The following is a 22,661-nucleotide window of genomic DNA, read 5'->3' on the forward strand; positions in this document are numbered from 1 at the left end:
TTTGCTTGACCCTCACGTAACGTGAGGCACGAAAGTGGCGTCTGTGGAGCACGAAAGGAGCAGTTATGTTAATTCAGGTAGGTGAGCTGGCGCGGCGCGCGGGCATTAGCGTTCGCACCCTTCATCATTATGAGCATATTGGCCTGCTGCTGCCTTCTGCCCGAAGCGCCGCCGGTTACCGGCTCTATAACCTCGCTGATGTGAAGCGCCTGCAGATGATTCAGGCGCTGGCAAAATCGGGGATGGAACTGGCGGCAATTGGCGACTACCTGGCGCGGGAAACGCGCCCGCTGGCTGAACTGTTAAATGACCAGATTACCCGGCTCGACAGGCAGGTGCGCGATATCGTGACCCTGCGCGATCGCCTTGTCGATCTCCGGGATGGTCTTGCCCGCGGCGCGGAGCCCGACCTTGAGTCATGGCTACAGACACTGGAGTTGATGAAAATGTACGATCGTTGGTTTACGCCGCAAGAGTTAGACGAGTTACCGTTTGCCGCCCGGGATGAAGCGCGTGACCGCGTCTGGGCGACGCTGGTTAGCGAAGCGCAAACACTGATGGACAATAACGTGGCAGCGGATGATGCGCAGGCGATGGATCTGGCGACCCGCTGGATGACGCGTCTTGAGCAGGATACGGCCAACAAGCCGGAGTTTCTAACGCGGCTTAATGAGATGCACAGCGCCGAACCGCAGATGCGCGAACAGACCGGCATTACGCCTGCGATGACGGAGTACATCACCCGCTGTTTCGCCGAGAGCAAGCTGGCTATCTGGCAGCGCTACTTAACGCCGCAGGAGATGGCCTTCACCCGCGCGCACTACTTCGACCGCATGATGGAGTGGCCTGCGCTGGTGGCAAAACTGCATGATGCCAGCCGTCGCGCGCTTGATCCGCAAAGCGATGAGGCGCAGGTGCTGGCGGCAAACTGGCTGGAGCTATTTCAGTCCTATGCCGGGCGCGATCCGCAGACGCAGCAGAAGTTTCGCACGGCGATGCAGCAGGAGCCGCATCTGATGAAGGGGACATGGATGACGCCCGCGGTGTTGCAGTGGCTCCAGCGGGCAATCGAGTTAATGATGCGCGCCCGTTACGGCGCGCCGGGATCAGAGATCGGCTAACGCCGCGTCGCGGTTCGGGAAGAAGGCCAGCCTGCCGGGGATCGGTTGAATACCGGCACGGGCAAAGGTGCGCAGCGGCTGAAACTCCAGGTTGCTGACGCGAAGCTCTGTGCCCTCCGGCAGGCGGCTGACGAAACGGCGGAAGGCATCAAGCCCACCGGCGTCGAGCACCGGAACCGCGTCCCACTTCAGCACTACGATGCGTTTTCCGGCGATACGCGTCTCCAGATCGCTGAACAGCCCCTCTGCCGCCGCAAAAAAAAGCGGGCCGATCACTCTCAGCACCAGCACATCTTCCGGCACGCTGACATTCACCGCCGCAAGACGCGTCATACGCGCGATGCGGCGCATAAACAGCAGCGAGGCGAGGACAATGCCGACGCTGATGGCAATCACCATATCGAACAGCACCGTCAGCGACATGCAGATCAGCATCACCACATTGTCATCGGCCGGCGCGCGGCGCAGCAGATCGACCACCTTATGCGCTTCGCTCATATTCCACGCCACCATCAGCAGCAGCGCGGCCATCGCCGAGAGCGGCAGCCAGGAGAGCAGGGGAGCCAGCACCAGCAGCGCCATGATCACCAGCAGGGAGTGGATCACCGCCGAAATGGGTGAGGTGGCACCGGCGCGCACGTTTGCCGCCGAGCGGGCAATCGCCGCAGTAGCCGTAATGCCGCCAAAGAAGGGCGCGACAATATTGCCCATCCCCTGACCAATCAGTTCACTGTTGGCTTTGTGCTTGGTGCCGGTCATGCCGTCGAGCACCACCGCGCAGAGCAGGGACTCAATCGCGCCAAGCATCGCCATGGAAAATGCCGCGGGCAACAGGGCCCGCAGGGAGTCCCAGCTTAAGGTAAAAGTCGAGCCAGGCAGATCCCACGGCAGCACCAACTGCGGCAGCAGTTGCGGAATGCCGTTGCCCTGGCTGCCATCAGCCAGCAGATAGTGAAACTGCGAACCAATGGTGGCGACATGGCCGCCGAGCAGGTTGACCACCCCCATCACCGCACAACCGGCCAGCAGCGCAGGCAGATGCCCCGGCACACGCAAACGCAGGCGCGGCCAGAGGATCAGCGTGCCGAGCGTCACCACGCCGATGGCGGCATCGCCCGGATTAATGGTCGGCAGCGCCATTACCAGTGCGCCCACTTTTTGCAGGTAATGCTCCGGCACATGGGCCATTTGCAGACCGAGAAAATCTTTGATCTGCATGGTGCCGATAGTAATGCCGATCCCGGAGGTAAACCCAAGCGTCACGGAGAGCGGAATGTACTCAATCAGGCGACCAAAACGCGCCAGACCAAAAAGGATCAGGAAGACCCCGGACATCAGCGTCGCCACCAGCAGGCCGCCGAGGCCAAACTGTTGCGAAACCGGGTAGAGGATCACCACAAACGCTGCTGTCGGGCCGGAGACGCTGTAGCGCGACCCGCCGCTCAGGGCAATCACAATGCCCGCGACGGCGGCGGTGTATAAACCGTATTGCGGCGCGACACCGCTGCCAATCGCCAGCGCCATCGCCAGCGGAATGGCGATAATGCCTACCGTGATCCCGGCGATCAGGTCGCGGGTAAAGCGGGCGGCGGTATATTTTTCTTTCCAGCAGGCATCAATCAGCGCGCGGAAAGGCATGATGTGGGGAGAAAGTAACGTTTTCACAGGAGTCACTCTTTTGCGAAGCGTAGTCTAACTAATTAATAAATCATACAAATAAAAAAGAGGGTTAAAAAAACCCGCCGGAGCGGGTTTGATATGCATTATCGATTAATGTTCGAACATCGCAGAGATCGATTCTTCATTGCTGATACGACGGATAGCTTCGGCCAGCATGCCAGAGAGCGTCAGCGTACGTACGTTCGGCAGCGCTTTGATCTCTTCGCTCAGCGGAATGGTGTCGCAGACAACCACTTCGTCAATCACGGAGTTGCGCAGGTTATTCACCGCATTACCGGAGAAAATCGGGTGAGTGGCGTAAGCGAAGACGCGTTTCGCGCCGCGCTCTTTCAGGGCTTCTGCTGCTTTGCACAGCGTACCGCCGGTGTCGATCATATCGTCAACCAGCACGCAGTCGCGGTTCGCCACGTCACCGATGATGTGCATCACCTGCGAGACGTTGGCGCGCGGGCGGCGCTTATCGATGATCGCCATGTCGGTATCGTTCAGCAGTTTGGCAATCGCACGTGCGCGAACCACACCGCCGATATCCGGCGAAACCACAATCGGGTTGTCGAGGTTCAGCTGCAGCATATCTTCGAGCAGAATCGGGCTGCCGAACACGTTATCAACCGGTACATCAAAGAAGCCCTGAATCTGTTCAGCATGCAGGTCTACGGTGAGGACGCGGTCAACGCCAACGCTTGAGAGGAAATCGGCAACCACTTTTGCGGTAATCGGTACGCGAGCGGAGCGGACGCGGCGATCCTGACGGGCGTAACCAAAGTAGGGGATAACGGCGGTGATACGGCCTGCGGAAGCACGGCGCAGGGCATCGACCATCACAACCAATTCCATCAGGTTGTCGTTAGTAGGAGCACAAGTGGACTGGATGATGAAAATATCACCACCGCGTACGTTTTCATTGATTTGTACGCTGACTTCGCCGTCGCTAAAGCGACCTACGGCGGCGTCGCCGAGAGAAGTGTACAGGCGGTTGGCAATACGTTGTGCTAGTTCCGGGGTGGCGTTACCAGCAAAAAGCTTCATATCAGGCACGAGAAGAACCTCAGGCATGCGTCCAGTGGTGGATAGGATACGCCAAAATGTGCGGTCAGGGCGAAAAACTATCCATGCGGTGTATTAAAGAGCGCGATGCAACGTCTGGAACAAGTGACGTTGTCACCGTGACTCAGCTTGCCCGGCGATGGTTTGTGCTAGCGGCGAGAGGTTAACGCCTCGCGCGACAAAACCGTTCAGCCATTCCGGGGCTTGCTCAAGCACCTGACGAGCGGAGGATTCGGTGTCAAATTCGGCAAAGACACAGGCTCCTGTGCCAGTCAGGCGCGACGGCGCGTATTCTAACAGCCAGGAAAGCGCCGCATCAACCTCACGAAAACGTTTTCTTGCGATAACCTCGCAATCGTTGCCGAATTCACAATTCAGTAACGTATTGATTGACCTGACGGGCGTATTGCGCGGGAGCTCGGGATCGCCAAAGATAAGCGGCGTCGGGATGCTGACGCCCGGGTGGGCTACCAGGTACCATTTTTCCGGCGGATCGACCGGCGTAAGCAGCTCACCGACCCCTTCGGCAAACGCCGCATGGCCGCGCACAAACACCGGTACATCGGCACCAAGCGTTAAACCCAGTTGCGCCAGTTCATCGACGCTCAGCCCGCACTGCCAGAGATGGTTAAGCGCCACCAGCACCGTCGCCGCATTCGACGAGCCGCCGCCAAGCCCGCCGCCCATCGGCAGATGCTTTTCAATGGCGATATCCGCGCCGCAGCCTGCGGCCAGCCGTTCGGTCGCGGCGGCGCGCTTCATTAGCAAACGCGCCGCGCGCACGATCAGATTCTCCTCATCCGGCACGCCCTCGACCGGCGTCAGCAGGCAGATTTTGCCGTCCCGGCGCGGCTCGATGGTCAACGTGTCGCCATAGTCGAGAAACTGAAACAGCGTTTGCAGCGTGTGGTAACCATCCTCACGCTGGCCGGTGATGTATAAAAAGAGGTTAAGTTTTGCCGGAGCAGGCCAGGTCATCATTTAACGATCCAGTTATCCATCTTTAACTTGATGCGCTGCTTGCCGTCGCTCAGCTCCATATTGGAAGGCAGGGCCGGCTGGGTTTTGCTGTCATAGCCGCCATACACCACTTTCCAGCTCTTGCCGTCCTGGCTGTAGTTAACCTGGCTCAGGCGATACTGGTCGTCGAGTTTGTAATCGGTGGCGTCGCCCGGCAGGCCGAGGATCCACTGGCGCAGGCTGTTAAGCGGAATCGGCATGCCGGTCAGCTTGCCAATCATCTCTTCCGCGTCGTCGGCGGTGTAGTGCTTACCTTTATTATCCACCAGCTCGACGTTGCCCGGCTGCGCCTTCAGTTCAAGCTCGGTGCTGCCCAGCGGGTTGGTGAGCAGTAAGCGGTAGCGATCCTGGCCGGTTTGCTGCCAGAAGAAGCGGGCATAGACTTTTTGCTCATCCGAGAGATAAGCAAACGCGCCGCGCGTCTGATACTGGTGTAAATCGCGCACCTGCTGCTGATGCTGACGCCACTGCGGCGCATCGGGGCTTTTTCCTGGCCCTTTCGGCGCGGTCAGGGTACAGGCGGTGAGCACGAGGCTTGCCAGCGGTAGCAGGCGAATGAGGCGGAAATCCGACAGAATCATAACGATGACAAATCCTTGTAACAGTTTACAGACAGAAGCTTAATGCTAGCGCCGCACAGAAAGAGCGTCTACGTTCACGTTGTCTTAAATCATAAAAAGACCAATTACTCCGAAAGGATAGTCTCCCTTTTATTGACTGGGCTCATCCTGTATGATGCGTGCAGTCTAACCTTATCAACGTTGGTACTATTCCCGCGCCCATGACCCTTTTAGCACTCGGCATCAACCACAAAACAGCACCTGTTGCGTTGCGAGAACGTATTGCGTTTTCGCCGGAAACGCTTGACCAGGCGCTGGAAAGCCTGTTGGCGCAGCCGATGGTGCAGGGGGGCGTGGTGCTCTCAACCTGTAACCGCACCGAGCTCTATCTGAGCGTCGAAGAGCGGGAGAACTTACAGGAAGCGCTGGTGCGCTGGCTCTGCGACTATCACCATTTACGTGAAGATGAGGTTCGTCAGAGCCTCTACTGGCACGAAGATAACGACGCCGTCAGCCATTTAATGCGCGTGGCGAGCGGGCTTGATTCGCTGGTGCTCGGCGAGCCGCAGATCCTCGGCCAGGTGAAAAAAGCCTATGCCGACTCCCATCGCGGACACGGAAATGCCAGCGAGCTGGAACGCATGTTCCAGAAATCCTTCTCTGTCGCCAAGCGCGTACGCACGGAAACCGACATCGGCGCCAGCGCCGTGTCGGTCGCTTTTGCTGCCTGTACCCTCGCGCGGCAGATCTTTGAATCTCTTTCGACGGTTACCGTGCTGCTGGTCGGCGCGGGCGAGACCATTGAACTGGTGGCGCGCCATCTGCGCGAGCACAAAGTCCAGAATATGATCATCGCCAACCGCACCCGCGAGCGTGCGGAGCTGCTGGCGAATGAGGTCGGGGCGGAAGTGATCGGCCTGAGCGAGATTGATGAGCGCCTGAAAGATGCCGATATCGTCATCAGTTCGACCGCCAGCCCGCTGCCGATTATTGGCAAAGGGATGGTCGAGCGGGCAATGAAGGCGCGTCGCAATAAGCCAATGCTGCTGGTGGATATCGCCGTTCCGCGCGACGTCGAGCCGGAAGTGGGTGAAATTGCCAACGCCTATCTGTACAGCGTTGACGATCTGCAAAGCATCATTCAGCACAACCTGGCGCAGCGCAAAGCCGCGGCGGTGCAGGCAGAAACTATCGTCGCCCAGGAAACCAGCGAGTTTATGGCCTGGCTGCGCGCGCAAAGCGCCAGCGAGACGATTCGCGACTATCGCAGCCAGTCAGAACAGGTTCGCGATGAGTTGACGGCAAAAGCGCTCGCCGCGCTGGAGCAGGGCGGCGATCCGCAGACCATTATGCAGGACCTGGCGTGGAAGCTGACCAACCGTTTGATCCACGCCCCAACCAAATCTCTTCAGCAGGCCGCCCGTGACGGGGATGACGATCGCCTGCATATTCTGCGCAACAGCCTCGGGCTGGATTAGCACACCACACTCCTGATAATTACTAAAAGGTGCCTTTACGCCTATGAAGCCTTCTATCGTTGCCAAACTGGAAGCCCTGCATGAACGCCATGAAGAAGTTCAGGCGCTGCTGGGCGACGCGCAAACCATCGCCGATCAGGATCGCTTTCGCGCCCTGTCGCGCGAATATGCGCAGCTGAGCGACGTTTCCCGCTGTTTTACCGACTGGCGACAGACGCAGGACGATATCGAGACCGCGCAGATGATGCTCGACGACCCCGAAATGCGCGAAATGGCGCAGGAGGAGTTACGCGACGCGAAAGAGAAAAGCGAGCAGCTTGAGCAGCATTTACAGGTGCTGCTGCTGCCGCAAGATCCCGATGATGAGCGCAACGCGTTTGTCGAAGTCCGCGCCGGGACCGGCGGGGATGAAGCCGCGCTGTTTGCCGGCGATCTGTTCCGCATGTATAGCCGTTATGCCGAGGCCCGCCGCTGGCGCGTCGAGATCATGAGCGCCAACGAAGGCGAACATGGCGGCTATAAAGAGGTGATTGCCAAAATCAGCGGCGACGGCGTCTATGGCCGTCTGAAGTTTGAATCGGGCGGGCACCGCGTGCAGCGCGTCCCGGCCACCGAATCGCAGGGGCGTATTCACACCTCAGCTTGTACCGTTGCGGTGATGCCGGAGCTGCCGGAAGCGGAGTTGCCGGATATTAACCCGGCGGATCTGCGTATCGACACCTTCCGCTCCTCCGGCGCGGGCGGCCAGCACGTTAACACCACCGATTCGGCGATCCGTATTACCCACTTGCCGACCGGCATTGTGGTCGAGTGCCAGGATGAGCGTTCGCAGCATAAAAACAAAGCCAAAGCGCTCTCGGTGCTGGGCGCGCGCATTCGCGCGGCTGAAGTGGCGAAACGCCAGCAGACGGAGGCCTCCACGCGCCGTAACCTGCTCGGCAGCGGCGATCGCAGCGACCGCAACCGCACCTACAACTTCCCGCAGGGTCGCGTAACCGATCACCGCATCAACCTGACGCTCTACCGTCTGGATGAAGTGATGGAAGGCAAGCTTGATGCGCTGATCGAGCCGATCGTGCAGGAGTACCAGGCCGACCAGCTGGCGGCGCTCTCCGAGCAGGATTGATGGAGTATCAACAGTGGTTGCGCGAAGCAGTCAGCCAGCTGCAGGCGAGTGAAAGCCCGCGGCGCGATGCTGAGATCCTGCTCGGCTTTGTTACCGGCAAGGCGCGCACTTATATTCTCGCCTTCGGTGAAACGCCTCTTACCGACGAGCAGCAGGAGCAGCTTGCCGCGTTACTGGCCCGCCGCGTGCGCGGCGAGCCGGTTGCACACCTGATTGGCGAGCGTGAATTCTGGTCGCTGCCGCTGTTCGTCTCGCCAGCAACGCTTATCCCGCGTCCCGATACCGAATGTCTGGTCGAGCAGGCGCTCGCCCGGCTTCCCGCTGCGCCGTGCCGTATTCTTGATTTGGGTACCGGCACCGGCGCGATTGCGCTGGCACTGGCCAGCGAGCGGCCAGATTGCCAGGTCACCGCCGTCGATCTCATTCCGGAAGCCGTCGCGCTGGCGCAGCGTAACGCCGAGCACCTCGGCATCCGCAACATTGAGATTGTGCAGAGTCGCTGGTTTAGCGCCCTTGAAGGCCAAACCTTTTCGCTTATCGTCAGCAACCCGCCCTATATTGATGCGCAGGATCCCCATCTGGCGCAGGGCGATGTGCGCTTTGAACCGCTCAGCGCGCTGGTGGCGGCGGATAATGGCCTTGCGGATCTGCATTCATTGATTAAAGACGCTCCGCGCTACTTACTGCCGCAGGGCTGGCTGTTGCTGGAGCATGGCTGGCAGCAGGGGGCGGCGGTGCGCGAGATTTTTGCCCGCTACGGCTGGCAGCAGGTGGAAACCTGCCGGGATTATGGTGATAACGAACGCCTGACGCTGGGACGGCGGCCGTAACGGGAGCAACAGGGAATGTGCCTCTTTAACATCCTGATTACGTTACATTTGACGTCGGTGGCGCTGACCATTAGCCTGTTCACCCTGCGTTACTGGTGGCGCTGGAGCAACAATCCCCGCTTTCAGGCGCGCTGGGTGCGGGTGTTACCGCATATTGTCGATAGCGTTTTGCTGCTCAGCGGCGTGGGGTTGATAGCCCTGACCGGCTATTTGCCTTTTACTGTTAAAGGCGCATGGCTGACTGAAAAGCTGTTTGGCGTTATCATCTACATCGTTTTGGGTTTTATTGCGCTCGGGCGACATCGTCCGCGCGGCCAGCAGGCAGGTTTTATCGCCTTTATGCTGGGGCTGGTGGTGCTGTACATCATCATTAAACTCGCCGCCACAAAAGTACCGATACTGGGGTAAGACATGAGGTCGTTAGCTGATTTCGAATTTAACAAAGCGCCATTATGCGACGGGATGATCCTTGTTTCCGAGCTGATACGCGATGATTTTCCTTCACAATATGTACAAGACGAACTGGAGCATCTGCTCGCGCTTGCCCGTGAAGAGATCAGTCAGGCAAAGCCTCAGGAGCATCAACTGGAGGAGCTTCTCGCGCTGTTCTACGGCGAATGGGGCTTCAAAGATACCCGCGGCGTCTACCGTCTCTCCGATGCGCTGTGGCTGGATAAAGTGTTGCAGAACCGCCAGGGCAGCGCCGTGTCGCTGGGGGCGATCCTGCTGTGGGTCGCCGGGCGGCTCAATATTCCGCTGACCCCGGTTATCTTCCCGACGCAGCTGATTCTGCGCGGTGAGTGGCTGGATGGCGAAATGTGGCTGATTAACCCGTTTAATGGCGACACGCTGGACGAACATACGCTCGAAGTTTGGCTGAAGGGCAATATCAGCCCGGTGGCCGAGCTGTTTAACGAAGACCTTGATGAGGCAGACAACGCTGAAGTGATCCGCAAACTGCTGGATACCCTGAAGTCGGCGTTGATGGAAGAGCAGCAGATGGAGCTGGCCCTGCGCGCCAGCGAAGCGTTACTGCAGTTCAATCCGGAAGATCCGTATGAGATCCGTGATCGCGGGCTGATTTATGCGCAGCTGGACTGCGACCATGTGGCGCTGCATGACTTAAGCTATTTTGTCGAGCAGTGCCCGGAAGATCCAATCAGCGAAATGATCCGCGCGCAGATCAACACGATTTCCCATAAACAGATTACCCTGCATTAAGCATTCACACTCGATAAGGCGATTTTATGAAACAAAAAGTGGTCAGCATTGGCGACATCAACGTGGCGAACGACCTGCCGTTCGTGCTGTTCGGCGGCATGAACGTGCTGGAATCCCGCGATTTAGCCATGCGCATTTGTGAGCACTACGTCACCGTGACCCAGAAGCTGGGCATCCCGTACGTGTTCAAAGCCTCTTTCGATAAAGCCAACCGCTCTTCCATCAAGTCCTACCGCGGGCCGGGTCTGGAAGAGGGGATGAAAATTTTCCAGGAGCTGAAGCAGACCTTCGGCGTCAAACTGATCACCGACGTGCACGAAGCGAGCCAGGCGCAGCCGGTCTCCGAAGTGGTGGATGTGATCCAGCTTCCGGCCTTCCTTGCCCGCCAGACCGATCTGGTGGAAGCGATGGCGAAAACCGGCGCGGTGATAAACGTCAAAAAACCGCAGTTCGTAAGCCCGGGTCAGATGGGCAATATCGTCGACAAATTTATCGAGGGCGGTAACGACAAAGTTATCCTCTGCGATCGCGGCGCGAACTTCGGTTACGACAACCTGGTAGTCGACATGCTCGGCTTCAGCGTGATGAAAAAAGTCTCCAACAATTCGCCGGTGATCTTTGACGTCACCCACGCGCTGCAGTGCCGCGACCCGTTTGGCGCCGCGTCCGGCGGCCGTCGTGGTCAGGTCGCCGAGCTGGCCCGCGCGGGCATGGCAACCGGTCTTGCCGGTCTGTTTATTGAAGCGCACCCGGACCCGGATAACGCCAAGTGCGACGGCCCGTCGGCGCTGCCGCTGGCGAAGCTGGAGCCGTTCCTGCAGCAGATCAAAGCGATTGACGATCTGGTGAAGAACTTCGACGAGCTCAACACCGAAGCGTAAAAGAAAAACCCCGCGAAAGCGGGGTTTTTTGTATCCGAATAACTCAGGCGAAGATGGTCATCAGGTAGGCGGCAAACAGCGCCAAATGCGCCGCGCCGTTGAGCACATTGGTGCGCCCGGTCGAGAAGGAGATCTGGCACAGCATGAGTGATGCCACCATCACAATCATCTCAGGCGCATCGAGGCCGAACACCAGATCGTTGCCGGTGAACCAGGCAATCAGCGTGACCACCGGTACGGTCAGCGAGATGGTTGCCAGCACCGAGCCGAAGAAGAGATTCATCGCGCGCTGCACCTGATTGTTCAGCACCGCTTTTAACGCCCCCAGCCCTTCCGGTGAGAGGATCAGCAGTGCGACGAGGAAGCCGGTAAAGGCCACCGGGGCGTTCACTTCCGTCAGCAGCGCTTCCAGCGGCTGCGCGTTCATCTTGGTCACCGCAATCACCGCAATCAGATGCACAATCAGCCACGCGGTGTGCCAGAAATTGCCGTGCGCCGACGGCTTACCGTGGTGCGGATCGTCGCCGTCATCTTCATGCTCATAGACAAACAGGCTCTGATGGGTTTTGGTCTGGATCAGCAGAAACACGCCATACATCGCCGCCGAGATGAGCGCCACCAGCAACGCCTGGCCTGTGGTGAAATTCGCTTCCGGCAGCGCCATCGGGAAGACCAGCACGATAATCGCCAGCGGAAAGAGGGCGATCAGATACTGCTTGATGCCAAACAGATTGACGTACTGCGTGGCAAATTTACGCCCGCCCAGCAGCAGTGAGAAACCTACCAGCCCGCCGGTGACAATCATAATGATGGAGTAGAGCGTATCGCGCATCAGCGTCGGCGCGGCATCGCCGGTCGCCATCAGCGCGGAGATCAGGCTTACTTCGAGGATAACAACGGAGAGGCTCAGAATTAACGAGCCGAAAGGTTCGCCCAGACGGTGGGCAAGAACGTCAGCGTGGCGCACCACGCTAAAGGCGCTGGCTAAAATCCCGACCAGCGCCAGCACATTGATTCCGACTATCGCCGGCAGCGACTGCGAGCTTCCCCAGAAGAGCAGCACGGCCAGCGCCAGCACCGGGAAAATGAGCGTGGTCTCCTTGTGGCGGGTTTTAACCGCCTCGTGGGTTGTTGTCATTATGATTCTCCTCAGAGGGCAGTGTTGTTGAAGTATAGATAAAGAACGAAAGGTGATTAAAATAGCAAAAAAGTCGCATTTACGCGGTCATTTTTACCTGTTTTTACGGTGGTAAATTTTTTTATGCTTTAAGTCATCAAAAGCACGTGTTTTCTTAAAATAATGAAATATAAACATAACGATAGTTAAGTTAAAAAGTCATTTATCCTTCATACCTGGCGCGGGGGCGGGTTGTCGACCAGACTTAACCTTTTAGCCCAAGAAGGAGCAGAAAAGTGCCCTATAAAGCAAAATCTGAGCTGCCAGACAGCGTGCAACATGTGCTTCCTGCCCACGCGCAGGAGATCTATAAAGAGGCGTTTAACAGCGCCTGGGATCAATACAAAGATAAAGATGACCGACGCGGCGATGCCAGCCGGGAAGAGACGGCGCACCGCGTCGCCTGGGCGGCGGTCAAAAATGAGTATGAGAAGGGGGATGACGACAAGTGGCATAAGAAAAAATAGCGCGTAGCAGCGCTACCTTCGCCATTTATAGCTTTATTCGATGGATTGATGCTGTTGCATGCGGCGCGTGAATTGCATATCGTCATATGGCGCTGCGGTGAAACGACGGCGTATGTCGGGAAGGCAGCAGTAAAGCAGTCGCAAGGACGCAGGCAGTGGCGGAGGTAGAAGATGTTAACGCGTGATTTCTTGCGAACGGCCGATTGCAAAACGGCGTTTGGCGACATAGAAGAGTCGTTGTTGTGGTCGGCCGAGCAGCGGGCGTCCTCGCTGGCGGCGACGCTGGCCTGTCGGCCGGATGATGGCCCGGTGTGGATTTTTGGCTACGGCTCGCTGATGTGGAACCCGGCAATGGAGTTCGATGAATCCTGCCCGGGAACGCTGGTCGGCTGGCATCGCGCCTTCTGTTTGCGCCTCACTGCCGGACGCGGTACTGCGTGCCAGCCAGGGCGTATGCTTGCACTGAAAGAGGGCGGGCGCACCACCGGCGTGGCTTACCGACTGTCAGAAGAGAGCCTGCAAGACGATCTCGCGCTGCTGTGGAAACGGGAGATGATTACCGGTTGCTATCTGCCGAGCTGGTGCAGGCTTACGCTTGACGATGGTCGCGAGGTCAATGCGCTGGTATTTATTATGGATCCGCGCCACCCGCTCTATGAGTCAGATACCCGCGCGCAAACCATCGCGCCATTAATTGCCGCCGCCAGCGGCCCGCTTGGCACCAATGCCCAGTATCTCTTCTCCCTTGAACAGGAGCTGATTAAGCTCGGCATGCACGATGACTGCCTGAATGAACTGGTGGGAAGAGTGCGTATGCTGCTGGAGGGGGACAAACCAGGCCCGGAAATGGTGCCTGGTTTTGCCTGCTAAGAATGGTGTTTACGCCGCAACGTAGCTGATCGAGTGCTCCAGCGACTGGCTGTGGCTATCGATCAGCACGCTCCAGATGCCGCTGTAAGGCACCGAAAGATAAGCGCTGGCACGGTTCTGGACACTCAGAATATCCGCCTGCGCATTCGGCCTGCGGCTCTTCTCACACATCAGATGGATATGGCAATTTTCAGAACAGCGAACCACCACCGTATCCCCGCCAAACAGTTTTAAACTTGCTTTTACTACCGCCATTTTTTTAACCCCGTCATTTGAATAACGCCATCCCTGCGTGATGTTGTTCACAAAACACTCCGTGCATCACACCAAACGACCGTTAGCCAGATGCTGATTTTGATCAACAAATGACGTAAGGATTAAACAAAAATAACAATCTGCGGCGAGGGGGGAGATCCGGCGCGAAAAACCGTGGTCTTCACGCGCCGGTAAAAGATTAAATGCGGAAATGTCCGGCAGTGTCGGCAAGTTCACCCGCCTGGGTGCGCAGCGCCCCGGCAGCGGCGGTTGATTCGACGACCAGCTCGGCGTTCTGCTGCACCATGCGATCCAGATTAATCACCGCATGATTGATCTCCTGAATACCTTTCATCTGCTCGCTGGTGGCGACGGTGATCTCGCGCATGATCACCGATACGCTGTCGATGCTGGTGACAATATCGGTCATGCTGTCGCCCGCCAGCCGCACATAGCGCGAGCCGGTGGCAACGCTGTCGGTGGTGGAGTCAATCAGCGTTTTAATCTCCTTCGCCGCCTGCGCGCTGCGGCTGGCGAGATTGCGCACTTCGCCTGCCACTACTGCAAAGCCGCGACCCTGTTCACCGGCGCGCGCCGCTTCCACCGAGGCGTTAAGCGCGAGGATATTGGTCTGGAAAGCGATGGCATCAATAACGCTGGTGATATCGCCAATCTTCGCTGAGGCAACTTCAATCGACTGCATGGTGTTGATCGCCTGCGTCACCACCTGGCCGCCGCGTGAAGCGGCTTCTGATGCGACATGCGCCTGGGTATTCGCTTGTGCTGCGGCATCGGTGGATTGCGCGACCGATGCCGTGATCTGCTCTACGGCGCTGGCGGTTTCTCGCAGGCTGGAGGCCGCCTGCTCTGTGCGCCCGGAGAGATCCTGGTTCCCGGCGGCAATCTCCTGCGCCGCCAGCTGCACCGAGTGGGTGGAGTCGCGCAGTTTCACCATCACCACCGCCAGCTTGTCGCTGAAGGCGTTAAAGGCGTGGGCGATCTGCGCCACTTCATCGTTACCACTCTCCGGCAGGCGCTGGGAGAGGTCGTTGGTGCCGCTGCTGATGGCGTTCATCGCATCGCGGATCACCACCAGGCGCTTAAGCAGCGCTGCGACCATCCACTGCATCAATGCCCCGGCAATAATCACCAGCACAATCAGCGACACGGCGGAGGCTTTCAACTGCGCGCGCAGACCGGCGGTGGCGTCATCCCCATCGAGGGCGACCACCAGCAGCCAGTCGGTCCCTTTCACCCGGCTGGCTAACAGCGACTTCTCATCACCGGCATACTCGCCAGTGACGGTTTTTCCGCTACTTAGATCGGCAAAGGAGACGCCGTGAATAGCATCAGAGAAAGGTTTCATCGTCAGCTTTTCATCGGCGGCGGCAATCACTGAGCCATCGCTGGCAAGCAGCATACCGCTGCTGTGTGGCGTCGGGCTGATGCCGCGTACGTTAGCCACCACGCTGGTCATCGAGACATCCCCGGCGACCACGCCCTTCAGCGTGCCGTTCTCTTTTACCGGCACGGCAAAGGTCACCACCAGTTGACCGGTGCTGGCATCAACATAGGGGGCGGTAACCACCGGGGCATCGGCTTTCACTGCCTGCTGATACCACGGTCGAATGGTCGGATCGTAATCCGCCGGGACACCGCCGGGATCGGAGAACTTCGCGGTTTTGCTGGCGTAGCCAACATAGACGTTGATGAAACCCCCGGCGCGCGCGATTTGGGCAAATACCGGCACCGGATCGTCCGTTAACGCCACGCTTTGCAGGGAGGCGATCATCGCTGTTTTGCTGGCGACCCAGTCGGCAATGGCAATGCCATGGCTGTCGCGGGTGCTGGAGAGAATATCCTGCTGGGTTTGCTGGTTGTGCTGGCGCGTAACCTGGTAGTTGATGATGGTGTTAAGCAGCAAGGCGACAGTAAGACAACCTGCCGTCGCCGCCATAATCCGGGCTTTAATGGATCTGAACATTTTTATTGTACCTGCTGTGTTTGTCTTAAGTGGCTATCGGCAACACAGCAGGTAAACTTGATGACTCGACGCCATCCATAAGAAGATTGTATTAAACTCGCCTTTCCATTAGAAAGTTAATACTTTGTCCGCCGCCAGTGTCCACTGCGCCAGCTCGACAAGGGTACCGATCTCCACGCCCTCAACCAGCGGCAGGGCGCTGACGCCGCGGCCGTCGGCGCAGGTCTTGCACAGTTTCACCGGCACGCCCTGGGCGGTAAGGATCTCCAGCATCTGCTGAATGTTGTAGCCCTCGGCAGGCTTCTGACCGCGCAGCCCGGCGGTCACCGCATCGGACATTAAAAATAGCTTCAGCTCGACAGGCTCCTCCTGCTCGCGCAGCGCGATTGCCAGCCGCAGGCTGTTAAACAGCGATTCACTTCCGTAGGCCGCACCATTGGCGATGATCACAACGTTTTGCATTGTCACTCCTTCGATTAACCGTAGCGAAAAGGGCTATGCTACTGCGCCGCGCGGACGGCGCAAAGGTAAAATCATTGCCCGAAGCGGCCAATGAGCCCGGCGGCGGCAAGCGTGTTGCCTTTAAGCTTGCTGAATAGCTCCTCGCGGGTCAGCCCCTCCTCTAAGGTCGGTGGCAGCGAGGTGGCAATAAGAGTGAAGGTGTAGTGATGCGCGCCGCTGCCCGGCGGTGGGCAGGGGCCATGCCAGCGGAAATTGCCGGGCGTGTTTTTCCCGCCGGTAAAACCTTTGCCGTCGCGCAGATCGTTTTGCGCAAAGCCGGCGCTGGAGGGCGCAATGTTATAGGCCACCAGATGCGTCACGCCCAGCCCGCGTGCGCCCTCCGGGTCGTGCACGATCAGCGCAAAACTCTGCGTGTTGGTCGGCGCGTTATTCCATACCAGCGCTGGCGAGAGGTTTTCGCCTGTGCAGTTGGGGTTATTGCTGGCGTTACCGGCGAATTTTTTCTCCATCATTGCGTTATCGGCAAAGGCCGGGGATTGCAGTGCGAAAAGGGGAGTGGCGCTGGCCTGCGCCCCGCAGAGCAGCATCCAGCCGCACAGCAGAGTTATTTTTGTTTTCATGACGCGTCTCTCGTTACAAGGATGCATTAACTGTAGCCGTAGCGAGGCGCGTCGATTAGGGATTTTCCTGATATATCGCCAGCGGCTGTAATCGCCCGCCAAAACCGCTAGACTAAGTGACTTACTTCACAAAACTGGCCCAGGAACCCCATTAACGTCGTGATACGCTGCTCCTTTACCTCTCCACTTCTCTCCCTTCTTGCCTTTTTAGTGGCGGGAGGCGATGCCCATGCGCTGCAGAGCAAATATGTGCAGCAGGCGGAAAACCCGTTTGATAACAATGGTGACGGCCTGCCGGATCTCAGCATGGCACCGGAGACGGATGCGCAGGAGAAACACTTTGCCGAGGTGGCGAAAGCGTTTGGTGAAGCGAGCATGACTGACAGCGATCTCAGCGCTGGTCAACAGGCGCGCCAGTTCGCCTTTGGAAAACTGCGCGATGTGGTGAGCGGCGAGGTCAATCAGCAAGTGGAGTCCTGGCTTTCGCCGTGGGGCAACGCCACCGTCGATATGAAAGTGGATAACGAAGGGCAGTTTAACGGCAGTCACGGCAACTGGTTTGTACCGTTGCAGGACAATAACCGTTACCTGAGCTGGAGCCAGTTGGGCCTCACGCAGCAGGATAGCGGGCTTATTGGCAATGTGGGCCTCGGGCAGCGCTGGGTGGCAGGTGACTGGCTGCTCGGTTACAACACCTTTTACGACACGCAGCTGGAAGAGAATACCGGGCGCGCCGGGTTTGGCGCGGAGGCGTGGGGTGAATACCTGCGTCTTTCGGCCAACTACTACCAGCCGGTGAGCCACTGGCGCTATGACACGGCGACGCAGCAGCAGCGCATGGCGCGCGGCTATGATGTCACCGCACAGGCGCGGTTGCCGTTCTACCAGTACGTCAATACCAGCGTCAGCGTTGAGCAGTACTTTGGCGACAGTGTCGATCTGTTTGATAGCGGCACCGGCTATCACAACCCGGTCGCCGTAAAACTGGGGGTTAATTACACCCCGGTGCCGCTGGTGACCATTACCGCCGAGCATCGCCAGGGGGAGAGCGGGGTAAGCCAGAACGATCTGGGGCTAAAACTCAACTACCGCTTTGGCGTGCCGCTGCATAAACAACTCTCGCCCTCTGAAGTCGCCGTCAGCCGCTCGCTGCGCGGCAGCCGCTACGATAGCCCGACGCGCAACAATCTGCCGGTGTTTGAGTATCGCCAGCGCAAAACGCTTTCCGTCTTCCTGGCGACGCCGCCCTGGGATCTTCAGCCGGGGGAAACGGTGGCGCTTAAGCTGCAAATTCACAGCACGCACGGTATTCGCAGCCTGACCTGGCAGGGCGATACACAGGCGCTGAGCCTGACGCCGCCGGTGAATGCGCGCAGCGGTGATGGCTGGACGTTGATTATGCCGCGCTGGGACAGCAGCGAAGGGGCAAGCAACAGCTGGACGCTGTCAGTGCTGGTGGAGGATGAGAAGGGGCAGAAAGTAGAGTCCAACACCATTGTGCTGAAACTGACCGAGCCGGTGATCCCACCGGCAACGGAAGGCGGTACGGACTGGTCGATGCCAGCCGCGCCGTGATCAGAAAACCCGCTCCTGGTGTACCCAGACCGCCGCTTCGACGCGGGATTTTAGCTTCATCTTTTTCAGCATATGTTTGACGTGCACTTTCACCGTGCTCTCGGTGATATCCAGGCGGCGGGCAATCATCTTGTTTGGCAGCCCCTGGGCGATAAGCTTCAGGATGTCGCGCTCGCGCGGCGTTAACTGGGAGATATCGCGATCGGTAGTCGCGCGGTTAGCGCGCAGGCTCGCCGCCAGCACCGGGGTCAGCGCCTCGCTCAGCACCATTTCGCCTGCCGCCGCCTGCTGTAATGCTTTCAGCAAATCTTCCGGCTCCATATCTTTCAGCAGATAGCCGTCGGCTCCGCGCTTCAGGGCGGTGACCACATCCTCTTCATGATTAGAGACGCTGAACACCACGATGCGCCCGGAAAGTGTCTTCTCCCGCAGCTTATCGAGAGTTTCCAGCCCGTTCATGCCCGGCATATTGAGATCGAGCAGGATCAGATCCGGGTCCAGCGACTCCGCCAGTTCAATGCCTTGCTCTCCGTTGCTCGCCTCGCCGACCACGGTGATGTCGTGGGCCATGCTAATTAACTGCTTCACACCGGTACGCAGCATCGGATGGTCGTCGATCAGCAGGATAGTTGCCGGATCCTGATTACTCATGGTTATCTCCTTGCATGGATGAGAGAAACGTTTCGGGTATAAACGTCACGACAACGTCAGTCCCCCCGGAGGCTCCGGGACGCACCTGGCAGTCGCCGCGCAGGCTTTGCGCGCGGTCACGCATAATAATTAATCCGTAGTGGTTGGTTCGTTCCGCATTATCCGGGATACCGCACCCGTTATCGCTGATGCGTAATACCACCCGGTTTTCCTGTTGTTGCACGGCGACGCTGACCGCGGTAGCGCCGGAGTGTTTTAACGCGTTGCTCAGCGCCTCGCGGGCGATCTGCAACAGATGAATGGCCTGATGCGCCGGGACAACGCGGGGCGGAAGCTGGTAATCAAGCCGCACGTCAAAGCCAAAATGGGCGCTGTACTCCTGACAACTGGACTCCAGCGCCGGACGCAGACCCGGCTCGGTGAGCTGTAAGCGGAAAGTGGTCAGCAGCTCGCGTAGCTGCGCCCATGACGTATTGAGTTCGTTGCGGATCTGGCTCAATAACTGGCGGCTGCTCTCGGGGATTTCGTCACCCTGCATCTGCAAACAGCTGACCTGCATCTTCATACAGGAGAGGGACTGGGCAATCGAATCGTGCAGCTCGCGGGCAATGGTCGCGCGCTCCTCCATCACCATCAATTGCTGCTGGCGATCCTGATGGCGATCCAGCGCCAGCGTGGCGGTAAGCTGTTCAACCAGCGTGTCAACAAGCTGCTGCTGATCGTGGCTTAAATGGCGGCCCGGCGGCAGCTTCGCCAGCAGCAGGCCGTACTGCATATGGGCATCCGCCAACCGCCATTTGAGCGTCGAGCCAATGCCAGTCGATTCAATGAGTTTGCCGTCGCGCGGGCAGAGGTGGCAGCCTTTGATATCGCAGCTGGCCGTTGACTGGCAGGTAAACTCCTGGTGATTCTCTTCATCTTCCAGGTCATAAACCCGCAGTTCAATATCGTGCAGCAGGGTCAGATTCTGTAAGCCATTGAGCACCGGCGAGAGGCGCTCGCACATCGGAATGCGTGAATGCAGGCGGTGGTTGGCCTGCCATAAGAAGGAGAGGATCTCGTTTTTCTGCTCAAGCCCGGCGGTCTTCTCCTGTACGCGCCGCTCAAGCACCGCATAACTCTCGCCCAGCTCCGCAGACATATTGTTCAGCGCCTCGCCAAGGGTCGCCATTTCGTTGCCGCCGCTGATATGGGCGCGCTGGGTAAAATCACGCTGGCTGACGGCGCGCGCCATATGCAGCAACTGCTGCCACGGACGGAGCAGACGCGCCCGAAGCCACACCAGCGCAAGCAGAATCAACAAGCCCATCAGTACAGCCATCACCCGGTGCAGCACCACCACTTCGGCGATGCGGTGCTCGGTGTTGCTGTCAAAAGCAGAGACCAGTTTATCGATGCGCCCGACGAATACGGCGATGATATCCGCGACCTGCGCGGGCTGCCGGGCATCCTTAATCGCCGGGATCACCACGTTGTGCCAGTAGGTTTGCAAATCAGCAAGCTGCGCCTGTTGCCCATCGCGTTTCGCCGCCAGCGCCAGTTCGGGACTGAAAGCGGTGTGCTCCATCTCATCGAACAGATATTGCTCATCTTCCTGCAGCGGGATGGCCGACATCAGCCGGTAGCTCTGCATACGCAGCGAGCCTGCTTTGTTGATGGCATGCGCGCTGCCCTGAACGCCCTGCACCAGCCAGCCGGAGACCGCCATACCGGTCACCCCAATCAGCGTGGATAACAGCATCAGTACGGCCAGTTGGCTGACCAGCGACATCGGTGAAAAGAGGCGTTTAAGCATGGGGAAATGAGACTCCTTGGCCGCGTAAAGTGCGGGTGGCGTTATTGTCAGCTATCGCCTGGAGTATACCCATACCCACAAAGAGTTACTCCTTTATTGCCAGCAGGGTGACATTCGGAGGGACAAACGACCCGGCAGCGGTCAGCGCCGTGAAAAACCACACCTTTTTTGAAGGTAAACGCTACTCATAAATGAGCATGATGTTTTTTTGCGCTTTATAACGCCAGCTTTTCCTTTGATTTATATCAACTTAACGCGCGCCACAGAAATTAATGTGGCAGGCATCAAACTGCACATCAGAGGTGTCTATGCATCAAACATCCGTTCCGGATACGCGTTCGTCATCACGGGTTATTACCGAATGGCGTCCCGAAGATCCGGCTTTCTGGCAGCAGCAGGGACAGCAGATTGCCAGCCGCAATCTGTGGATCTCCGTGCCCTGCCTGCTTTTAGCGTTCTGCGTCTGGATGCTGTTTAGCGCAGTGGCGGTGAATCTACCCAAAGTGGGCTTTCAGTTCACCACAGACCAGCTGTTTATGCTGACGGCGCTGCCGTCGGTCTCCGGCGCACTGCTGCGCGTACCGTACTCCTTTATGGTACCGGTGTTTGGCGGTCGTCGCTGGACGGCATTCAGCACCGGCATTCTGATTATCCCCTGCGTCTGGCTCGGTTTTGCGGTGCAGGATACCTCCACACCATTCAGCACATTTATCATTATCTCCCTCCTGTGCGGTTTTGCCGGAGCGAACTTTGCCTCCAGCATGGCAAACATCAGCTTCTTCTTCCCGAAAGAGAAGCAGGGCGGGGCGCTTGGCATCAACGGCGGCTTCGGCAACCTTGGCGTCAGCGTGATGCAGCTGATTGCGCCGCTGGCGGTCTCGTTCTCCATCTTTGCTGCCTTTGGCGGCGGTGGCGTAACCCAGCCTGATGGCACCATGCTCTACCTGCAAAACGCGGCGTGGATCTGGGTACCGTTCCTGGCAGTGTTCACCCTCGCGGCGTGGTTCGGCATGAACGAACTGGCGACCTCGAAAGCCTCGCTCAGCGCGCAATTACCGGTGCTGAAGCGCTCGCATCTGTGGATCATGAGCTTCCTCTACCTGGCGACCTTCGGCTCGTTTATCGGCTTCTCCGCTGGCTTCGCGATGCTGTCAAAAACCCAGTTCCCGGAGGTGCAGATCCTGCATTTTGCCTTCTTCGGGCCGCTGGTTGGCGCGCTGGCACGTTCAGCAGGTGGCGCGATTTCCGACCGTCTTGGCGGCACGCGCGTGACGCTGGTTAACTTTGTGGTGATGGCGATCTTCAGCGCCTTGCTGTTCCTGACGCTGCCGTCGAACGGCGAGGGCGGCAACTTCACCGCCTTCTTCTGTGTCTTCCTGGTGTTGTTTCTCACCGCCGGGCTGGGCAGCGGCTCCACCTTCCAGATGATCTCCGTTATCTTCCGTAAGATGACCATGGAGCGGGTGAAAAAAGCGGGTGGCAGTGAGAGCGACGCAATGCGTGAAGCCGCGACGGAAACGGCGGCCGCGCTGGGCTTTATCTCGGCGATTGGCGCGATTGGCGGCTTCTTTATCCCGAAAGCGTTTGGCACCTCGCTGGCGCTGACCGGCTCGCCGGCGGGCGCGATGAAAGTGTTTCTCGTGTTCTATATCGCCTGTGTGGTGATCACCTGGGCGATATACGGGCGTAAAAAATAATAATAAATGTAGTGTGTTGATTATCATTGCGCGGCTTCGGTCGCGCATTTTTTTGCCCTCTACATAGTTACAACATACTTATGGCCATACTGCGCTGCTTCGGTCAGCACTGTGACCGCTATCGCATCGCAGCGGCGTCTACCC

General features: G+C 58.3%; 22 protein-coding genes. 11 read left to right on the forward strand and 11 right to left on the reverse strand.

From position 1 onward, the window contains the following. Window positions 1-65 precede the first annotated feature (65 nt). A complete protein-coding gene (locus EH164_RS10430) occupies window positions 66-1,121 on the forward strand; it encodes a MerR family transcriptional regulator (protein ID WP_124968180.1) in 1,056 nt (351 codons plus the stop codon). Here EH164_RS10430 and dauA read toward each other — a convergent pair. The 4 genes from dauA to lolB all read right to left on the reverse strand — a co-directional run bounded on the left by dauA (window position 1,107) and on the right by lolB (window position 5,449). Then, complete coding sequence (gene dauA / locus EH164_RS10435; protein WP_124971383.1) at window positions 1,107-2,759, reverse strand: C4-dicarboxylic acid transporter DauA; 1,653 nt, start codon at window positions 2,757-2,759, stop codon at window positions 1,107-1,109. The two genes, EH164_RS10430 and dauA, sit on opposite strands and share 15 nt — an antisense overlap. Before the next feature lie 132 nt (window positions 2,760-2,891). After that, complete coding sequence (gene prs, locus EH164_RS10440; RefSeq protein ID WP_007371855.1) at window positions 2,892-3,839, reverse strand: ribose-phosphate diphosphokinase; 948 nt, start codon at window positions 3,837-3,839, stop codon at window positions 2,892-2,894. Between the two features lie 123 nt (window positions 3,840-3,962). Continuing rightward, window positions 3,963-4,829, reverse strand: a complete 867-nt coding sequence (ispE, locus tag EH164_RS10445; RefSeq protein ID WP_124968181.1) for a 4-(cytidine 5'-diphospho)-2-C-methyl-D-erythritol kinase — start codon at window positions 4,827-4,829, stop codon at window positions 3,963-3,965. Beyond that, a complete protein-coding gene (gene lolB, locus EH164_RS10450; RefSeq protein WP_023478783.1) occupies window positions 4,826-5,449 on the reverse strand; it encodes a lipoprotein insertase outer membrane protein LolB in 624 nt (207 codons plus the stop codon). Before lolB ends, ispE begins: the two co-directional genes overlap by 4 nt. 200 nt (window positions 5,450-5,649) lie before the next feature. Between lolB and hemA the strand changes: the two genes are divergently transcribed. From hemA to kdsA, 6 genes are read left to right on the forward strand one after another with little or no spacing between them, the layout of a single operon-like run. Further along, window positions 5,650-6,906 (forward strand): glutamyl-tRNA reductase, encoded by a 1,257-nt coding sequence (gene hemA / locus EH164_RS10455; RefSeq protein WP_023478633.1) that lies wholly within the window; start codon window positions 5,650-5,652, stop codon window positions 6,904-6,906. Window positions 6,907-6,949: 43 nt separating this feature from the next. Further along, window positions 6,950-8,032 (forward strand): peptide chain release factor 1, encoded by a 1,083-nt coding sequence (gene prfA / locus EH164_RS10460; RefSeq protein ID WP_023478594.1) that lies wholly within the window; start codon window positions 6,950-6,952, stop codon window positions 8,030-8,032. Further along, on the forward strand, window positions 8,032-8,862 hold the full coding sequence (gene prmC, locus EH164_RS10465; protein ID WP_124968182.1) for a peptide chain release factor N(5)-glutamine methyltransferase: 831 nt from the start codon (window positions 8,032-8,034) through the stop codon (window positions 8,860-8,862). Before prfA ends, prmC begins: the two co-directional genes overlap by 1 nt. A gap of 15 nt (window positions 8,863-8,877) precedes the next feature. Then, the gene (gene sirB2, locus EH164_RS10470; RefSeq protein WP_023478628.1) at window positions 8,878-9,270 is read left to right on the forward strand and encodes an invasion regulator SirB2; all 393 of its coding nucleotides are present in this window, start codon (window positions 8,878-8,880) and stop codon (window positions 9,268-9,270) included. A gap of 3 nt (window positions 9,271-9,273) precedes the next feature. After that, complete coding sequence (gene sirB1, locus EH164_RS10475) at window positions 9,274-10,083, forward strand: invasion regulator SirB1 (RefSeq protein ID WP_023478892.1); 810 nt, start codon at window positions 9,274-9,276, stop codon at window positions 10,081-10,083. 26 nt (window positions 10,084-10,109) lie between these two features. Beyond that, window positions 10,110-10,964: a 3-deoxy-8-phosphooctulonate synthase gene (gene kdsA / locus EH164_RS10480; RefSeq protein ID WP_076769943.1), complete on the forward strand. Its 855-nt coding sequence runs from the start codon at window positions 10,110-10,112 to the stop codon at window positions 10,962-10,964. Between the two features lie 43 nt (window positions 10,965-11,007). On the opposite strand, the gene chaA is transcribed toward kdsA, so the two are convergent. Continuing rightward, on the reverse strand, window positions 11,008-12,102 hold the full coding sequence (gene chaA / locus EH164_RS10485; RefSeq protein WP_054803465.1) for a sodium-potassium/proton antiporter ChaA: 1,095 nt from the start codon (window positions 12,100-12,102) through the stop codon (window positions 11,008-11,010). Between the two features lie 275 nt (window positions 12,103-12,377). On the opposite strand from chaA, the gene chaB reads away from it, so the two are divergent. Together chaB and EH164_RS10495 are read left to right on the forward strand one after the other, a co-directional pair. Further along, a complete protein-coding gene (gene chaB, locus EH164_RS10490) occupies window positions 12,378-12,608 on the forward strand; it encodes a putative cation transport regulator ChaB (RefSeq protein ID WP_023478915.1) in 231 nt (76 codons plus the stop codon). Window positions 12,609-12,779: 171 nt separating this feature from the next. Next, window positions 12,780-13,478, forward strand: coding sequence for a gamma-glutamylcyclotransferase (locus tag EH164_RS10495; protein WP_124968183.1), 699 nt, complete (start codon window positions 12,780-12,782; stop codon window positions 13,476-13,478). 9 nt (window positions 13,479-13,487) lie between these two features. On the opposite strand, the gene EH164_RS10500 is transcribed toward EH164_RS10495, so the two are convergent. The 4 genes from EH164_RS10500 to EH164_RS10515 form a co-directional block, all read right to left on the reverse strand. Then, on the reverse strand, window positions 13,488-13,733 hold the full coding sequence (locus EH164_RS10500; protein ID WP_023478761.1) for a DUF1883 domain-containing protein: 246 nt from the start codon (window positions 13,731-13,733) through the stop codon (window positions 13,488-13,490). Between the two features lie 199 nt (window positions 13,734-13,932). Further along, entirely contained in the window at window positions 13,933-15,717 is a 1,785-nt protein-coding gene (locus tag EH164_RS10505) for a methyl-accepting chemotaxis protein (protein WP_124968184.1), read from the reverse strand. 108 nt (window positions 15,718-15,825) lie between these two features. Next, window positions 15,826-16,179 (reverse strand): DsrE/DsrF/TusD sulfur relay family protein, encoded by a 354-nt coding sequence (locus tag EH164_RS10510; RefSeq protein ID WP_124968185.1) that lies wholly within the window; start codon window positions 16,177-16,179, stop codon window positions 15,826-15,828. 71 nt (window positions 16,180-16,250) lie between these two features. Next, entirely contained in the window at window positions 16,251-16,766 is a 516-nt protein-coding gene (locus EH164_RS10515) for a YbhB/YbcL family Raf kinase inhibitor-like protein (protein ID WP_241175046.1), read from the reverse strand. A gap of 195 nt (window positions 16,767-16,961) precedes the next feature. Here EH164_RS10515 and EH164_RS10520 point away from each other — a divergent pair, with 195 nt between their 5' ends. Next, window positions 16,962-18,374 (forward strand): YchO/YchP family invasin, encoded by a 1,413-nt coding sequence (locus tag EH164_RS10520; RefSeq protein ID WP_124971386.1) that lies wholly within the window; start codon window positions 16,962-16,964, stop codon window positions 18,372-18,374. On the opposite strand, the gene narL is transcribed toward EH164_RS10520, so the two are convergent. Together narL and narX are read right to left on the reverse strand one after the other, a co-directional pair. Further along, window positions 18,375-19,025, reverse strand: coding sequence for a two-component system response regulator NarL (gene narL / locus EH164_RS10525; RefSeq protein ID WP_023478729.1), 651 nt, complete (start codon window positions 19,023-19,025; stop codon window positions 18,375-18,377). Further along, complete coding sequence (gene narX / locus EH164_RS10530; RefSeq protein ID WP_124968187.1) at window positions 19,018-20,820, reverse strand: nitrate/nitrite two-component system sensor histidine kinase NarX; 1,803 nt, start codon at window positions 20,818-20,820, stop codon at window positions 19,018-19,020. The genes narL and narX overlap by 8 nt, the downstream gene beginning before the upstream one ends. Before the next feature lie 308 nt (window positions 20,821-21,128). Here narX and EH164_RS10535 point away from each other — a divergent pair, with 308 nt between their 5' ends. Further along, on the forward strand, window positions 21,129-22,517 hold the full coding sequence (locus tag EH164_RS10535; protein WP_124968188.1) for a NarK family nitrate/nitrite MFS transporter: 1,389 nt from the start codon (window positions 21,129-21,131) through the stop codon (window positions 22,515-22,517). Window positions 22,518-22,661: the final 144 nt, after the last annotated feature.

The sequence above is a fragment of the Kosakonia sp. CCTCC M2018092 genome, assembly GCF_003864115.1.
Classification (GTDB): domain Bacteria; phylum Pseudomonadota; class Gammaproteobacteria; order Enterobacterales; family Enterobacteriaceae; genus Kosakonia; species Kosakonia cowanii.

Coding starts and splice junctions, on each gene's coding strand:
- EH164_RS10495 (WP_124968183.1), top strand. CDS start 12,780: ATGTTAACGCGTGATTTCTTGCGAACGGCCGATTGCAAAACGGCGTTT.
- kdsA (WP_076769943.1), top strand. CDS start 10,110: ATGAAACAAAAAGTGGTCAGCATTGGCGACATCAACGTGGCGAACGAC.
- ispE (WP_124968181.1), bottom strand. CDS start 4,829: ATGATGACCTGGCCTGCTCCGGCAAAACTTAACCTCTTTTTATACATC.
- prfA (WP_023478594.1), top strand. CDS start 6,950: ATGAAGCCTTCTATCGTTGCCAAACTGGAAGCCCTGCATGAACGCCAT.
- sirB2 (WP_023478628.1), top strand. CDS start 8,878: ATGTGCCTCTTTAACATCCTGATTACGTTACATTTGACGTCGGTGGCG.
- narX (WP_124968187.1), bottom strand. CDS start 20,820: ATGCTTAAACGCCTCTTTTCACCGATGTCGCTGGTCAGCCAACTGGCC.
- EH164_RS10515 (WP_241175046.1), bottom strand. CDS start 16,766: ATGCTGCTCTGCGGGGCGCAGGCCAGCGCCACTCCCCTTTTCGCACTG.
- narL (WP_023478729.1), bottom strand. CDS start 19,025: ATGAGTAATCAGGATCCGGCAACTATCCTGCTGATCGACGACCATCCG.
- dauA (WP_124971383.1), bottom strand. CDS start 2,759: ATGCCTTTCCGCGCGCTGATTGATGCCTGCTGGAAAGAAAAATATACC.
- chaA (WP_054803465.1), bottom strand. CDS start 12,102: ATGACAACAACCCACGAGGCGGTTAAAACCCGCCACAAGGAGACCACG.
- hemA (WP_023478633.1), top strand. CDS start 5,650: ATGACCCTTTTAGCACTCGGCATCAACCACAAAACAGCACCTGTTGCG.
- EH164_RS10505 (WP_124968184.1), bottom strand. CDS start 15,717: ATGTTCAGATCCATTAAAGCCCGGATTATGGCGGCGACGGCAGGTTGT.
- EH164_RS10430 (WP_124968180.1), top strand. CDS start 66: ATGTTAATTCAGGTAGGTGAGCTGGCGCGGCGCGCGGGCATTAGCGTT.
- lolB (WP_023478783.1), bottom strand. CDS start 5,449: ATGATTCTGTCGGATTTCCGCCTCATTCGCCTGCTACCGCTGGCAAGC.
- prmC (WP_124968182.1), top strand. CDS start 8,032: ATGGAGTATCAACAGTGGTTGCGCGAAGCAGTCAGCCAGCTGCAGGCG.
- EH164_RS10535 (WP_124968188.1), top strand. CDS start 21,129: ATGCATCAAACATCCGTTCCGGATACGCGTTCGTCATCACGGGTTATT.
- EH164_RS10500 (WP_023478761.1), bottom strand. CDS start 13,733: ATGGCGGTAGTAAAAGCAAGTTTAAAACTGTTTGGCGGGGATACGGTG.
- EH164_RS10510 (WP_124968185.1), bottom strand. CDS start 16,179: ATGCAAAACGTTGTGATCATCGCCAATGGTGCGGCCTACGGAAGTGAA.
- sirB1 (WP_023478892.1), top strand. CDS start 9,274: ATGAGGTCGTTAGCTGATTTCGAATTTAACAAAGCGCCATTATGCGAC.